Here is a 15,993-nt window from a genome sequence, read left to right as displayed (position 1 = left end):
TTAGTTCTTTGAAATATATTCTACAATTCGCTGACAAGCTTTACCGTCTCCATATGGATTATGAAGCTTACTCATGTTTTCATAAGCCTCATTATCTCTTAAAAGCTTCTTTGTTTCTATTATTATTCTATCTTTAATTGTACCAACCAAAATGACAGTTCCAGCATCAACCGCTTCAGGTCTTTCTGTAGTATCTCTCATAACCAAAACTGGTTTTCCTAAGCTAGGTGCTTCTTCTTGAACTCCGCCACTATCTGTAATAATCAGATATGATTGATTCATTAACCATACGAAAGCAGGATATGATAATGGTGAAATTAGCTGAATGTTTTTTACCTCACCCAAAAGTTCATATACTGGTTTTTGAACATTCGGATTTAAATGTACTGGATAAATAATTTGCGCTTCAGGATTATCTGTCGCTATTTGTTTCAGCGCTTCACAAATATTTACAAATCCTTGACCATGATTTTCTCTCCTATGCCCTGTAACAAGTATTAACTTCTTATCATCCTCAACAACTTTTTTAAGTTGTTCTATCTCCTTATCTTCAAATCTATTAGCATTAACCTTCTCAACACTAAATTTCAATGCATCTATAACTGTGTTACCAGTTATTAATATTGAATCAGAAGATTTATTCTCATTAATCAAATTTTGCCTTGAAGTTTTAGTTGGAGCAAAGTGAATTTCAGAAATTACCCCTGCCACGCTCCTATTCATTTCTTCGGGAAACGGAGATTTCATATTAAATGTTCTTAATCCTGCTTCTACATGACAAACTTTAGCTCCAGAATAAAAAGCAGCTATACTCGAAGCCATGGTAGTTGTAGTATCACCATGAACATAAACATAATCAGGTTGAAATTCCTCCAGAATTGGTTTCAAACCAACGATAATATCTGCAGTAAGGTTATATAGATTCTGATTAGGCTTCATTAAATCTAAATCATAATCAGGACTAATTTCAAAAAAAGACAGCACCTGATCTAACATTTCTCTATGTTGTGCTGTAATACATACTTTGGTATTAAAAATATCTGTGTGTTTTTGAAATTCTTTAACCAAAGGAGCCATCTTTATAGCTTCTGGTCTAGTTCCAAAAACGATTAAATTTTTTTTCATTAAATAATTGAATATAAATTTATTAGAGATTCTTCCCAAGTTAAAATACTTAAATCAAAAGTGTTCTCTAACTTTTGTTTCATCAATACACTATATTTTGGTCTTTCTGCAAAAGTAGCGTAATTATCGGTTTTTTTAAGTATTATGTACTCAAGTTTACCCGAAATCCTCAAAATTTCCTTAGCAAAATCATACCAAGTAGCTTCACCAAGGTTACTGAAATTATAAATACCGTGTTTTTGATTGTTATTTACGATCAAATCGAGGATAAACTTAGCCAAATCATTTGCATTTGTTGGAGTCCCAGTTTCAAAAGTTGTAATCATAAGCTCTGTTTCTGTTTCTGATTTTTTTACAATAGTTTTAAAAAAATTGTGCCCAAATTCAGAGTACAACCATGAAGTTCTAATGATAAAATATTTCTCTAAGATTTCTTGGATGTATTGTTCACCAGATAATTTTGATTTTCCGTACTCATTAATGGGGTTTGGAATATCTTCTTCAAGATAAGGCGTTTCTTTCGAACCATCAAAAACATAATCAGTAGATATATGGATAAATGTAGTATCATACTCTTTACAAACCTGTGCTATATTTAACACTCCTGTAGCATTAACCAAAAAAGCTTTTTCTGGTGCTTTTTCTGCTTGTTCTACGTTGGTATATGCAGCACAATTCACTACAAAATTGAATGACTTACCCTCAAAAAAACGTTGTATCTCCTCTTTTTTTGTAATATCTAACTCTTTAGAACTAGCAAAATGCAATTGTAATCCAGGATAGTTTTTCTTAATTTTTTCTATACATTGTCCTAACTGACCACTCGACCCCGTAATCAAAATATTATTTTTCTCTGATTTTTTTTCCATTTATTGTCTTACCAAATTCATGCACTTAATTTATCATAATTCATTAAATAAATATTTAATGAAATTAGAATTAGAATCAAAAATAAGATAGTAACAAATATTATAGGCATTAATACAATTTTTTTATTAAGAAAATCATTTACCAATGCTCCTTTATTAGGAAATTCTGAAATAATATTAATGGTATTCTTCGTATTTCCTTTTTCATTATTCAATTCAATTTTTTCGTCTTTTAATTTTTGTGCTTGATTAAGCAATTCAATTTCTGAGGTTTGATAAGGTTTATTTTCTGCCAAATTAATACTCGTTCTGCCATCTGGTTTTTTTGCTTCTAAAATTTTTACCTTTTTATAGAATTCTTGTAAATCATCTATCTCTTTTTGTTGTTGTTCTATAATTGAATCCTCAAGAGCAATATTATAATCGTTAATCTCTTTCTGAAGCTTGAAATATTCATTATTTTCTATAGAATTAACAATTGTATTCTGGCATTTTTTTGCAATTTCTGGAGATGTTGCTTCTATCTGTATTTTATGAAATTTTGCATTGATGTCATTAAAGTTTTTTAAATAGTATTCGTAATCTACCTGTTTTTGAGATATTGAATCTAATTCGCCAATAAATTCACTAAATTGTTTTATTCTCTGTGTTTCATCAGAAAATGATTCTATCATCACTTTTTTAATATATAATGCTTCTTTTTCAGGAATATGTAAAGCTTCAGCCAAAGCTTTATTTTCTTGCTGTTTTGCCAATTGATTGTAAAATTCAATATTATTATATAGCTGTTGAACACTATTAAAATTAGGTTCTATAATCATGGAAGATTTGTATATAGGTTGAGATTTATAATCCAAATATCCTCCCAGCATGACTCCCAAAAACACAACAATTATAAATTTTAAAAAATGAGTTCTTATGAATTTAAGAAATAAGATTGATAGGTGAAAAATGTTATTAAATATATCTCTAATAAATTTAAAAAAACTATTAATTACATTTCCAATAAGTTGAAATAATTGTCCCAAATCAATTTCTTCCGAGGTATGTTCTCTCATCGTCGTAGGTTAGCTTTATTTTAGGAACTAAACTGTTCCTTAATTAATAAATTTAAAAATCAATAGTCCAACAGATTCGAATACATATAGATCCCTTAAAAAAGGAATTAATTTTGAGAATCCATTGAATAAAAGTGACGATCGGGTAGGTAAAGCGTCAACGATAAAATACAATTACTTGTATTTATAATAACTGCTATTTAGTATGTTTTTTTTTCACTTAGAAAAGAAAACGGGCACAAATTAATGAAAGAAAAATGGTTTTGAAACGTTTTTACAAAACTTAACATTTTGCTAACAAATATCAATTATTTTCTTAGTTTTCTAAATCTTTAAAACAAAGTAGTTTTTTATCTTTTTCTGACAATTGAATTTCGGAAACATCTAATTTCCAGTCAATTGCAAGTTCAGGATCATTGTATATGATTCCTGACTCTGAAGATTTATGATAATAATTATCACATTTATAATTAAAAATTGCGCTTTCACTCAATGTAATAAATCCGTGTGCAAAACCTCTGGGAACAAATAGCTGAAAATTATTATGATCATTTAACACAATAGAAAAGTGTTCTTTATATGTTTTAGAATTGGGTCTTAGATCGACAACCACATCTAATACTTCTCCTTTAACTGCCCTAACCAATTTTGCTTGTTCATATTTTCCTGTTTGAAAATGTAATCCTCTAAGCACTCCTCTTTTAGAAACAGACTGGTTATCTTGTACAAAATCGATCTTTAATCCGGTAATTTCTTCGAATATCTTTTGATTAAAGCTTTCAAAAAAAGAACCTCTTTCATCACTAAATACTCTGGGTTTAATTACAAAACACCCATCAATAAACGTAGATTTAATTTCCATGTTAATCTAGTTGTAATAAATATTTACCATATCCACTTTTTAATAAAGGTTTTGCTAATTCCTGAAGTTGATTTTTATCAATAAAACCTTTTTTATATGCTATTTCTTCTATAGCTCCAATTTTAAGTCCTTGTCGTTCTTCTATAACTTGAACAAATTGACTCGCTTGCATGAGAGAGTTAAATGTTCCTGTATCCAGCCATGCTGTGCCCTTATCGAGTATGCTTACTTTTAATTTTCCTTGTTGCAGGTAAACATTATTTATATCGGTAATTTCTAGTTCTCCTCGTGCACTTGGTGTAATGGCTTTAGCAATTTCTACTACTTTATTATCGTAAAAGTAAATTCCCGGTACAGCGTAATTAGATTTCGGTTGCTTAGGTTTTTCTTCTATTGAAGTGACTTTACCATTCTTATCAAAATCAACAACTCCATATCGTTCGGGATCTTGAACATGATACGCATATATAATGCCGCCATTAGGATCATTGTTGTTTTCTAAAAGTTTTTCTAATCCAGATCCATAAAATATATTATCCCCTAATATTAGGGCAACTTTATCATCACCAATAAATTTTTCTCCAATAATAAAAGCTTCTGCCAATCCGTTAGGTTGATCCTGAATAGCATACTCAAATCGACAACCATAGATTTTACCATCACCCAATAGCTTTTCAAATAATGGTAAATCTTGAGGAGTAGAGATAATTAAAATCTCTTTAATTCCTGCAGAAATCAACGTAGAAAGCGGATAATATATCATTGGCTTGTCATAAACCGGCATTAATTGTTTACTAATTGCCAGTGTAAGTGGATGTAAACGTGTTCCTGATCCTCCTGCTAATATTATTCCTTTCATCTCTTTTTGTCTGAAGCCGGATGTCTGAAATCCGAGGTGATTTTATTAATTGCAAAATTACTTCACAAATATTCAAAATAAATCCAGTCTACTCTGGAATGATAAACGTTTTTAGTTTTTATATTTTTCTAAGTACCATCTAATTGTTTTTACTATCCCTGTTTCAAAATTTTCTTCTGCTCCCCACTCTAACTCATTTTCAATTTTAGAAGCATCAATGGCATACCTAAAATCATGACCAGGTCTATCGGTAACATAAGTAATAAGGTCTTTATATGATTTAGCAGTACTCCTTGGAATTATAGTGTCTAAAATTTCACAAATAGTAGTGGCAATATATATGTTTTCTCTTTCGTTTTTTCCTCCAATATTATAAGTCTCTCCAATTTTTCCTTTACGTAATACTAAATCTATTCCTTTACAATGATCTAAAACATATAACCAATCTCTTACATTTTTGCCATCACCATATATAGGTATGTTTTCTTCATTAATAGCCTTTCTAATGATAGTTGGGATCAGTTTTTCATTATGCTGTCTAGGGCCATAATTATTTGAACAATTCGTTGTTACTACTGGTAAACCATAGGTATGAAAATAACTTCGAACTAACATATCAGAAGATGCTTTTGAAGCACTATATGGACTATTAGGTGCATAAGGCGTTTCTTCGGTAAAAAGACCTGTTTTTCCTAATGTACCATAGACCTCATCTGTAGAAACATGTAAAAAGCGAGCGTGTTCAAATTCTAATTTTGGTTGATTTGGAGCTTTCATCCATGTCTGGTATGCAGCTTGTAGCAAATTAAAAGTGCCCACAATATTAGTTTCAATAAAGGCTTTTGGGCCCTTAATAGAATTATCGACATGAGATTCTGCAGCAAAATGAACTACGGTATCGATTTTGTGTTCGATAAAAACTTTTTCAACTACACTCCAATCACAGATATCTCCTTTTATAAAAGTATAGTTTATATCATTTTTGACTTCAACATTAGTAAGATCAGCAGCATAGGTTAACGCATCAAGATTGATGATTTTTGAGTCGTTATTTTTTGAAATGAGGTTCACAAAATTCGACCCTATAAATCCTGCACCTCCTGTTATTAGTATATTTTTTTTCATCGTATATCTAAATGTATATCTCTAACATTTTCATTGTTAGAGCATCACTTTTGATTGATAAATGTTCAATCTTGGCAGGAATCAATATCGTTTCACCAAATGAGATGTCTATAGAATGGTCATGCATACTTATGCAACCACTCCCTTCTACACACATCAAAATTTTAAATGAATCCAAACCTATATAATTTCTTTCTAAACTACCATTTACTTCAATAAAATTAGTGGTAAAATAGGTAGAAGAAGCTAACTTATTTACACAATTTTCAATTTTATTATATTCTAATTTAGAAGAACCGTCTACATTAAAGTCTAATGCTTCCAGAGCAAGATCTGTGTGTAATTCTCTTTGATTTCCTTCATTATCTTTTCGATCCCAATCATATACCCTATATGTAATATCAGATGTTTGTTGGATTTCTGCAATTAATGTTCCTCCACCTATTGCATGTATTTTACCTGCTTTAATAAAATAGCTGTCTCCTTCTGATATTTTTTCAAAATTTAGTAATTCTGTTATTTTCCCGTCTTCTAAAAAAGCTTCATATTCTTGTTTTGAAGTCTTTTTATTAAAATCAACGATCAATTTAGCGTCCTCATCTGCCTGAATCACATACCACATTTCTGTTTTCCCAAAGGAATTATGTCGTTTTTTTGCTAATTCATCATTTGGATGTAATTGAACAGATAAATCTTCTTTGGCGTCGATAAATTTAATTAACAAAGGAAACTGATCTCCAAATTCCTGATATACCTTATTACCTAATAATTCTCCTTTATGTTCTTTAATCAGGTCATCTAGTTTTTTTCCTTCTAACTTCCCGCTAGATACTACTGAAATATCATCACCCACTGTCGATATTTCCCAGCTTTCACCAGTATTCTCATCTATTGCAGGTTTATTGAGAATAGTTTTTAATTTATCTCCGCCCCATATTTTTTCTTTTAGAATTGGTCGAAATTTTAAAGGATATAGCATAATTATTGCTTTTTATTAATTCTTTCATAGATTTTGATAAGGAATACATACTTACTATGAATTACAATTGCAACAGGTTTATTCTTCTTTAACAAAATTGTTTATTGTTCTAGACATATATTTAAAGAAATAGAATAAAGAAACTAGTCCAATAAGAAGTAGTGGGATTATAAATATTGTTCGATTTAATAGTTTTTTTCTTGCTGAAATAATATCGCCATAATCCACAATAGAAAGTACTTCTTTATCTAATACTAACACCTCTTCTTGTTCATTGATTATCTCCAGTAAAAGATCTTTTTGTTTTAATAAAGATGCTATCGTTGGTGTTTCAGCTTCATTTGCTATCACAACCAATTCATTAGGGTTAGAAGAAGGATTGTTATTTAAGTTATTTAAATACTTATCTATAAATTGTAATGATTTTTTGTTTCTTTCTAAACTATTTTTATTTTGAGTAATAGTCAGATTCTTTATATCTTGATAATATTGATTGGATTTGATATAGTTTAAAATTGAAGAAACAATCTTAGCGTTTTCATCAGTTTTATTTTTGAACTTGAGAGTTAATCTATGGTGCTTATAAAAATTCCTAAATTCTTCTTCTTTTAATTTATCTTCTTCATATGCTGTCATTATATCCTTAAAGAATTCTCGATTCTCGTATCTTTCCTGCAAATTATCTAAAACATCTGTTCCTTTAATCAAAGGTTCTATAGTAGCTTTATCCAAATTCTTGATATTATCTGGATTAATACCTAATTTTTCTAAGAAAAAATCATCTTTAAAGTTACGATCCAATTCGTCTATAAAATCATATATATATTTTGTGCTATTATATTTAGGTTCGATTATTATTTCTTGTATATAATTGTTTTTTGTATCTTGATATTGATCCACAAAAAATCCTGCTGCTGCTCCAACAATCAATAAAATAAAAAACAAAAGTGCTTTTTTCTTAAAGAATATAATTACAGAAATAATTAATTTTAGAAATTTCCTAAAACCATTCTTAATCATGCCAAAAATTTGCATTACATCTATTTCGTCATTGTAATTTTCATTACTCATAATATTATCTTTCTTTAAATATTTGTTCTATTATTTTTTCTGTTATTAGGTATGTTGGTTTTACTCCTGTAGTTCCTAATCCTCCAGAAGCTAATGTACTGCCAGTTTCTAAAGGGTTGTCTGAAGCATAGTATGCATATCGTACTTTTACTTTTGAGCTGATACTACTTCTAAGTTTTGAAGCAGATTGTATGGCCTTTTGATAATGTGCTCCTTCCATTTCTAATCCTATTACATTCCACGTAGAGTCATGAAAAAACTTTAAGATATCTCTATTTTGCAAAGACGTTCCTAAAACTGTAATCATTGCTCCATCATAAATATCAATGCCATGGCCTTCTAGTTCTTTCTTTTTTAATTGGTTTTTAAATGGATAATTGTCTGCTGTTCCTTCAAAAACATGAGCAGATGGTATCATAATATCTCCTTTTCCTCCTTCAAGAATACCTGCTTTACCCATAATAGAAATAGATTTAACATCTATATGTGTTTTGACTCCCTGGGTAGTTATATACGGTTTTAATAACTCATCCATAGTTTCATATGCCTGCTCACCAAACGCATAATCCATAACAATAATCACTGGTTTTTTATCATCTTCAATATCAGCAATCAGATTTTTATATTCGCCATCGGCATATTGAGCAGTATCAAATATCTGAATATTAATATTTGCACCACTATGATCTTCTATGTAAGTCATTCCTTTTTGCAAGGCTAACTTTCGCACTTTTGCTCTTAATTTATCATTTTTATTATCGCTTAATGATTCATAAACATCAAAAGTGCTTTTATCTTTTAACTCTGTTTTTAATGCTATTGGGGCGTATAACGTATTCATCACACTATGCATATTAGCACTAATAATGTGGATTGGGCGATGTAGTAAATTTAGTTCTTCTAGTTTATTTTTAATTGTATTTGCCCAAACCTCTCCATGAATATGGTGACCTAGTCTTTCTCTTAATACCGGACTAAAGGTTACGATTCTCTTTTCATCTTCAATTGATTCTTCTATTGCCAACTTGCCTAGCCAATAAATGATATCTAAAAACCTTTCTTTATTATCTGGACAAGAAAAATTACCATACACAGAAGAAACCTCCTCAAAAGTTCTTCCCAAAATATTAGCTGTATGGGTCAAAGCCACCTCTCTTTCGGCCTTAGTCAAATCTTTTTTAGAAGTTACAGCTTTTTCCAATTTTTGCCAATCTCTGGTAACATTACCTTGCTCATTAATCACCACTCGATTCATGATCTTATGTGATTCTATAAACAAAAATGTAAGGTGTGTAAGAATATCATAAATTTCTGAACGCCCTCGGGTGATCTCGATATTCATTTGCTCTTCATCTATACGATAACAGTTCCTGCGTCTTTTTGGGGGTACTATGGCTTTAAAATGAGAATTTTTATACCCTTCATCACTGGTTAGATTAATATACCGACATTCTTCAATACCCAATGGTAAACGATCAATAACATAAAGCAATCCATTAAGCTCTACTTTTTCTTCTGCGACAGAACCATAAATTTCTGGGCGTAGTGTTAGCAATGCTTCTCTAAGCGTATCCCCAGAAACTCCCATGGGTTTATAAAAACCTCTATTAAAAAGATGACGCATAGTTATGTACATACGTTCTATCGCGCTAGAGCTTTCCTGAGCTCTCGTTCTTCCTTCTAACATAAGATTTGTCATAAATTTTTCCTAGCAAATATAAGTATACTAACTGAACATTAAAATTCAATTAGGACTATTTGTCTATTATAGCTGTGAGTATATCTACAATATTTCTATCATTAGAAAGTCTTGGAAGTTTATTTTGTCCTCCTAGCTTACCCACAGATTTCATATACTCTTTAAATCCATCTTTAGGAACAGGCGTTATTTTTAATGTTCTCAATATTTTTCCTTCGATCAAATCATCATAATATGAGTTCTGTTTTCGCAATGAGCTCTCAATTTCAAAAACTAATTTTTCTATATCCTCTGGAGCTTCTCGAAATTCTATAAACCATTCATGATATGGTAGTTCGCCTTGGTTCGGATTGACTTGTGGTGCTACAGTAAAATCATTAATCATTATCCCGGTGGCTTCTATACCATCCTTAATTGCTTGATCAACTTCTTTACCAATCACATGTTCTCCGAATGCTGAAATAAAATGCTTTATTCTACCGGAAACCACCAACCTATAAGGTGAGGTGCTGGTAAACATTATAGTATCTCCAACATTATAAGACCATAATCCCGCAGTAGTAGAAACAAGCATTACATAATTAACGCCTACCTCAACCTCTCCAATGGTTAATCTTTTACGGGTATCTTCAAAAAATTCATCGGCCTTTACAAACTCATAAAACATCCCCGAATCCAGTTGTAATAGCATTCCTTTTTCGTTCTGACTGTCCTGAAACGCAAAAAACCCTTCTGAAGCCGGATACAATTCGATACCTGCTACTTTTCTGCCAATTAATTTTTCGAATGTAGCTTTATAGGGTTCAAAATTTACACCACCGTATATAAAAAGCTCGAAACCTTTAAAAAGTTCTCCTATGGTTTTGTTTGCCTTTTGCTGTAGTTTTTCAAAATACATTTGTACCCATGGTGGAATACCGCTTATCACTGTCATATTTTGATGTACCGTTTCTTCAACAATGGCATCAACTTTTTGTTCCCAATCTTCAATACAATTAGTTTCCCAGCTAGGCATTCTGTTCTTTTGAAGATATTTTGGTACATAATGTGCCACTATTCCAGAAAGTCTTCCTAATAGTATTCCATTCTTTTCACTCATCTCTGGGCTTCCTTGAAGAAATATCATCTTGCCATCTACAAAATCAGTTTTTCCGGTTTCTTCAATATAACATAAAATCGCATTACGTGCTGCTCTAATATGAGTAGGCATAGAATCTTTGGTAAGAGGAATGTATTTTGCGCCACTCGTAGTTCCTGATGTCTTAGCAAAATATAATGGTTTTCCTGGCCAAAGTATATCATTCTCTCCAGCTACAACACGATTTATATATGATTTTAATTCTTCATAATCCCGTATTGGGACATTTTGAGCAAAATCTGAATATGTTTTTATATGCTGAAAATTATGATCTTTACCAAAGGCAGTGTTTTTTGCTTGTTCTATAAGGCTTGCAAAAACTTGTTCTTGAGTTTTTATTGGGTTTGATGCCCATTTATTAATTTTTTTGCGAATTCGCCTGGCAAATACTTTAGCTCCTAATGTTTTTAAGGACATAGATAATTATTGTTCAAAATCAATAAAGTTAGAAGGATCAGTAGGATATCCATCTCTCCATAATTCAAAATGTAAATGAGGCCCAGTAGACAATTCTCCCGTCGAACCTGCTGTAGCAATTACTTCTCCGGCCTTAACTTGTTCTCCTTGTTTCTTAGTTAAAGTAGCATTATGTTTATATACTGTAAGTAAGTTATTATTATGCTTAAGTATAATTACATGACCTGTCTCTGCAGTCCATTCTGAAAAAATTACAGTTCCAGAAGACGCTGCTTTTACTGGCGTATCTTTGGGAACCGCTACATCTATACCATAATGTTTTTCATTCATGTTATAGTTAGAAGTGATATTACCTTTTACTGGAGGAAATAATGAAAAATCAGAGCTTGATTTTTCACTTTCAAATAGACTATATTTATCTTCCTTAGATACTTCTTCACGAAGTTGTATATCTTGTTCTGAAGGTTTAAGATCAACCTCTTCAGGATTTAGTTTTTGGGATTGTATTGCAGAATCAATATCAAATTCTACAGTTTTTACATCTCCTGTAAGTACTTTCCTGATCGATTTATAATATTCCTGATTTATATTAATTACAGACTCTAAAGAATCTGTAGTAGCTACTAATCTGGTTGCTCTCAAATTGAGTGACGTAGAAGAATATCCCGGGATATACTCTCTTAGCGGAGTAAATGCAATTAAAAAGGTAGTGCCTGCTACCAAAACAATTGAGGTAATCGTGACCATTACAAAAACATTAAGTCTGTTTAACTTAAATGATATTCGTTCTTCAAAAGTGTCTTCATTAAGGATGACCAAGCGATACTTATTAAGAAGCTTCTTGGTTATTTTTTTTTGTTCTTTGTTTTTTTTTGCCATAGATTACATCTTCAATAAAGAATGTTATCAAATCGGTATCATTAATCGCAAATATACATAATGAACTCATCTTGGGTTTATTTTTTACCTGCGAAATTTACATTTTACCTTTTAATTTTGTGTTTTTTCAAATTACTACATTGTTATTGCAATCAAAAATGCCTTTTCTATAAAAGAAAGTCAAACATATGAGATACAACTCTAAATTAGAGGTAAATTCAACTTAACTATATTAAAGCACAACGGTTTTGATACTGAAATCGTTTATCAATTTTGATAAAATGATATAAAAACCCGTTTTTTAACAGCTAAAAACATATATTTAATCATTTCTTGCTAACTTTGTAATCTAATAGTTAAGATCATGATATTATCTAGTATATTTTTAGGAATGATTGGCCCATGGCAAATTGCTTTAATTGTAGGAGCTTTATTACTTTTATTTGGAGGAAAGAAAATTCCTGAATTAATGAGAGGGCTTGGTAGTGGTATAAAAGAATTTAAGGATGCGACAAAAGAAGAAGAGGAAGATCCTAAAATTGATGAAAAAAAATAATTTCTGTATTCAAATACATATGCAACCCAGTTCTTAGGAACTGGGTTTTTTTATGGTTTTATATCTAATCAATAAGAGAAAGTTGAATTCTCTTTCTACTTATATCTACTTCTATTACAGTAACCATCAAGTGTTGCTGCAATTGTACTACGGCATTGACATCACTGATAAATTCATTTGCTAATTTTGAAATATGAATTAATCCACTTTCTTTAATCCCAATATCTACAAAACATCCAAAATTTGTAATATTATTTACAATCCCTGGCAATTTCATTCCAGTTTTCACATCTGCTATGGTTTTTACATTAGGGTCAAATTCAAAGACTGTTACTTTTTTTCTGGGATCCACACCTGGTTTTTCTAATTCTTTAACAATATCTGTTAATGTTGGAAGCCCTACCTCATCGGTAATATAACTTTGCAGTTTGATTTTTGTAATTGCCTCTCGATTTCCTATTAATTCACGTATAGGAACTCCTGCGTCTTTTGCCATTTTCGAAACTAATTTATATCGCTCTGGATGTACTGCAGAATTATCAAGTGGGTTTTTGGGGCTAGTAATTCTTAAAAAAGCTGCTGCTTGTTCATAAGCTTTTCCTCCTAGTCTTGGTACTTTTTTTAGTTCTTCGCGTGATTGTATTGCCCCATTTTCTGATCGATATGCTACAATATTCTCTGCAAGTTTTTCTCCAATACCCGAAACATAACTTAATAGCGGAACACTAGCAGTATTTACATTAATTCCCACACCGTTTACACAACTCATTACTACGGTATCTAATTCGTTTTTGAGCTTAGATTGATCCACATCATGTTGATATTGCCCTACACCAATAGCTTTTGGGTCAATTTTTACTAATTCTGCCAAAGGATCGGCTAGTCGTCTTCCAATAGATACTGCACCCCGTACAGTTACATCATAAGTTGGAAACTCTGCCCTGGCAATTTTGGATGCTGAATATACTGAAGCCCCACTTTCATTCACCATAAATACCTGGATTGGTTTCTCAAATGGTATTTTTTTAATAAAAGCTTCTGTTTCTCTGGCAGCAGTTCCGTTTCCAATTGCAATGGCTTCAATCTTATATGCATTTACCAGAGATCTGATTTTTTTGATTGCTCCTGTTACTTCTCTTTGTGGAGGATGAGGATAAATATTCTCATTATGTAATAAATCTCCTTGTTTGTCAAGACAAACCAACTTACATCCTGATTTAAAACCAGGGTCCAAAGCCAATATCTTCTTTTGCCCAAGTGGCGAAGCCAACAGTAATTGTTTTAAATTTTGTGCAAAAACTTTTATCGCATTATCATCAGCTTTTTCTTTAAATTGATTGAGTATTTCTGTAGAAATTGCCGGTGTTAATAATCGTTTATAGGCATCAGAACTAGCCAAAAACATATGATCTGTACAAGCTTCAATATTTGTTTTGATCATCACATCATCTATAATATCTAATGCATCACCTTCTGGTACCGTAATTTTTACTCTTACTATCTTTTCATTTTCGGCTCTTAGAATTGCTAATAACCGATGTGAGGGACATTTATGAAGTGATTCTTCCCAATCAAAATATTGTTGATACTTCTGAGCATCATCATCATCTTTTTTGGTCTTAATAACCTTAGAAGTTATTGTAGCTTTACGTTGATATAATCTTCGTAATCTATTTCTTATTTTTTCATCTTCATTAATCCATTCTGCTATAATATCTCTTGCTCCCTGTAATGCTAACTCTTCACTAGTAATAATATCATTTAGGTACTGCGAGGCTACAAAAAGAATTTCTTCTTCTCTTTGCTGCATAATGATCTTAGCCAAAGGTTCTAATCCTTGTTCTTTGGCTACAGAAGCTTTGGTTTTTCTTTTTTTCTTATAGGGCAAATACAAATCTTCTACTTGCATAAGCGTATCAGCAGAAAGGATTTTTTTTTCCAATTCTGGTGTTAACGCTTCTTGTTCTTTGATTGCCGCTAATACGCTTTCTTTTCTTTTTTGAAGAGCTTCAAAAGCGCCTTTAAATTTTACTATTTCGCCGATAGCCACCTCATCAAGATCTCCCGTCATCTCTTTACGATATCTAGAGATAAACGGAACCGTAGCCCCATCATCAAGTAATGAAATAGTTTTAGCAATTTGTTTTTCTGAAACAGGAATCTGCTTCGCTATAAAAGAAACGATACTCATAAAATCAAGTTTTAGAATCGCTAAATATAATGCCAAAAATGATGGATTATTTTATGTAAAAGAGAAAGTTTTCTACAATTTGTAAGAAAAACTAATTTTCATACAAATATACCTAAGTAATACTTTTACTAATTGATGTTATATGAAAGCTAGAGTATAGTAACGTGTTATTTGTCAAATTTTATAGACTTAATAATAGCTTCAAGTTCAAACATATTATCTCTTTTACTTACCGAAGGAGCAAATACAAAGCCTTCTAATACCATTAATCTATTATTAGCAATGTCTTCTATAACATAATTAACAAATGGACCTGACATAAAACGGTCTTTGATTTCCCAGATTCCTTTGGTTTCGAAAGTAAACCTGTTGTCTAACTCTATTTCATAAAGATAGGGTGCATAGGCCTTTTCTGTAATAAAATGACCAACTTCTGGCGTAGGGATTTTTACTGTTCCTATAGAATCTCTCATTTTTATGATGCTAGAAACCGTATTAGAATCTTTTTTCACTATTCCCAATGGTAATTCATAAATCATAAGATTCATACTACCATGTTTTACATTTTTACGTATCCAAAAAAACTTGTCTTCTTCAATAGCAATTCGATATGCCGAAGGAATGTTTAAAGTGATTCCCAATTTCTCTTTTAACTGCGGAATCTTCTCTAAGGATTTTTTGATAATCTCTTGTTTTTCCTTTGTTTCTGTAAATTTATACTTTGAAACAATCATTTCATGCTTCTCTCGAATCAAAGACGTTATATCCTCGTCTGTAGCTCCAGAAATTACTGCGCCAATTTGAGGGTTAGAAAATTTATTTTTCAATAATCCATATTTACTTTCTCCTCCATCTTCTTTTTTAATCCAAAGAAAAATACGGCTCTGTTTTGTAAGTCCGGCAAAAGCTTCCATAGGTACTTGTCGCATTGTAAACAATGGTTCTTCTTGAGGTAAGCCTGGTACTTCGGCTCCAAAATATTTTCTAATCGTATCACCAACATTACTGTTCCATAGTTCATTATCTACAACCACAGAAAGATGATTTATTCTTCCATTAGAGTGTGCCATAGACACCTGACTCTTCTGGTTTTTGTCTTTTTTAACCTCTGTACAACTAACGATACAAATCAGGCAAATAATTGCGAGTGATAATTTTTTCATAA

Annotated in this window: 14 protein-coding genes; 1 reads left to right on the top strand and 13 read right to left on the bottom strand. The window is 31.3% G+C overall.

Annotated elements, in window-relative coordinates:
* The 11 genes from wecB to ATE84_RS03715 form a co-directional block, all read right to left on the bottom strand.
* A complete protein-coding gene (gene wecB, locus ATE84_RS03765; protein ID WP_101450819.1) occupies positions 1-1,125 on the bottom strand; it encodes a non-hydrolyzing UDP-N-acetylglucosamine 2-epimerase in 1,125 nt (374 codons plus the stop codon).
* A complete protein-coding gene (gene rfbD, locus ATE84_RS03760; RefSeq protein WP_101445897.1) occupies positions 1,125-1,994 on the bottom strand; it encodes a dTDP-4-dehydrorhamnose reductase in 870 nt (289 codons plus the stop codon). Before rfbD ends, wecB begins: the two co-directional genes overlap by 1 nt.
* Positions 1,995-2,011: 17 nt before the next feature.
* On the bottom strand, positions 2,012-3,052 hold the full coding sequence (locus ATE84_RS03755) for a hypothetical protein (protein WP_101445896.1): 1,041 nt from the start codon (positions 3,050-3,052) through the stop codon (positions 2,012-2,014).
* 316 nt (positions 3,053-3,368) lie between these two features.
* A complete protein-coding gene (rfbC, locus tag ATE84_RS03750; RefSeq protein ID WP_101445894.1) occupies positions 3,369-3,914 on the bottom strand; it encodes a dTDP-4-dehydrorhamnose 3,5-epimerase in 546 nt (181 codons plus the stop codon).
* Between the two features lies 1 nt (position 3,915).
* Positions 3,916-4,773 carry a glucose-1-phosphate thymidylyltransferase RfbA gene (gene rfbA, locus ATE84_RS03745; protein ID WP_101445893.1) on the bottom strand — a complete coding sequence of 286 codons (858 nt, stop codon included), beginning with the start codon at positions 4,771-4,773 and terminating at the stop codon, positions 3,916-3,918.
* Between the two features lie 111 nt (positions 4,774-4,884).
* Entirely contained in the window at positions 4,885-5,898 is a 1,014-nt protein-coding gene (gene rfbB / locus ATE84_RS03740) for a dTDP-glucose 4,6-dehydratase (protein WP_101445892.1), read from the bottom strand.
* A gap of 7 nt (positions 5,899-5,905) precedes the next feature.
* On the bottom strand, positions 5,906-6,877 hold the full coding sequence (locus tag ATE84_RS03735; RefSeq protein ID WP_101445890.1) for a type I phosphomannose isomerase catalytic subunit: 972 nt from the start codon (positions 6,875-6,877) through the stop codon (positions 5,906-5,908).
* 78 nt (positions 6,878-6,955) lie between these two features.
* Positions 6,956-7,948: a hypothetical protein gene (locus tag ATE84_RS03730; protein ID WP_101445889.1), complete on the bottom strand. Its 993-nt coding sequence runs from the start codon at positions 7,946-7,948 to the stop codon at positions 6,956-6,958.
* 4 nt (positions 7,949-7,952) lie between these two features.
* Positions 7,953-9,647: a hypothetical protein gene (locus ATE84_RS03725; protein WP_101445888.1), complete on the bottom strand. Its 1,695-nt coding sequence runs from the start codon at positions 9,645-9,647 to the stop codon at positions 7,953-7,955.
* Between the two features lie 55 nt (positions 9,648-9,702).
* The gene (locus ATE84_RS03720; protein WP_101445887.1) at positions 9,703-11,202 is read right to left on the bottom strand and encodes a GH3 auxin-responsive promoter family protein; all 1,500 of its coding nucleotides are present in this window, start codon (positions 11,200-11,202) and stop codon (positions 9,703-9,705) included.
* Between the two features lie 6 nt (positions 11,203-11,208).
* A complete protein-coding gene (locus ATE84_RS03715; RefSeq protein ID WP_101445885.1) occupies positions 11,209-12,081 on the bottom strand; it encodes a M23 family metallopeptidase in 873 nt (290 codons plus the stop codon).
* Between the two features lie 364 nt (positions 12,082-12,445).
* Between ATE84_RS03715 and ATE84_RS03710 the strand changes: the two genes are divergently transcribed.
* Positions 12,446-12,637, top strand: coding sequence for a twin-arginine translocase TatA/TatE family subunit (locus ATE84_RS03710; protein ID WP_062055063.1), 192 nt, complete (start codon positions 12,446-12,448; stop codon positions 12,635-12,637).
* Between the two features lie 64 nt (positions 12,638-12,701).
* Here the strand turns inward: ATE84_RS03710 and ATE84_RS03705 are convergent, their stop codons facing one another.
* Positions 12,702-14,828 carry a Tex family protein gene (locus ATE84_RS03705; RefSeq protein ID WP_101445879.1) on the bottom strand — a complete coding sequence of 709 codons (2,127 nt, stop codon included), beginning with the start codon at positions 14,826-14,828 and terminating at the stop codon, positions 12,702-12,704.
* A gap of 167 nt (positions 14,829-14,995) precedes the next feature.
* Entirely contained in the window at positions 14,996-15,991 is a 996-nt protein-coding gene (locus tag ATE84_RS03700) for a DUF4837 family protein (protein WP_101445877.1), read from the bottom strand.
* Between the last annotated feature and the right edge of the window lie 2 nt (positions 15,992-15,993).

It is taken from the genome of Aquimarina sp. MAR_2010_214 (assembly GCF_002846555.1).
In the GTDB taxonomy this organism is placed as follows: domain Bacteria; phylum Bacteroidota; class Bacteroidia; order Flavobacteriales; family Flavobacteriaceae; genus Aquimarina.
Note: the sequence above shows the minus strand (reverse complement) of the source record. Positions and strands in the feature narration are given on the sequence as shown.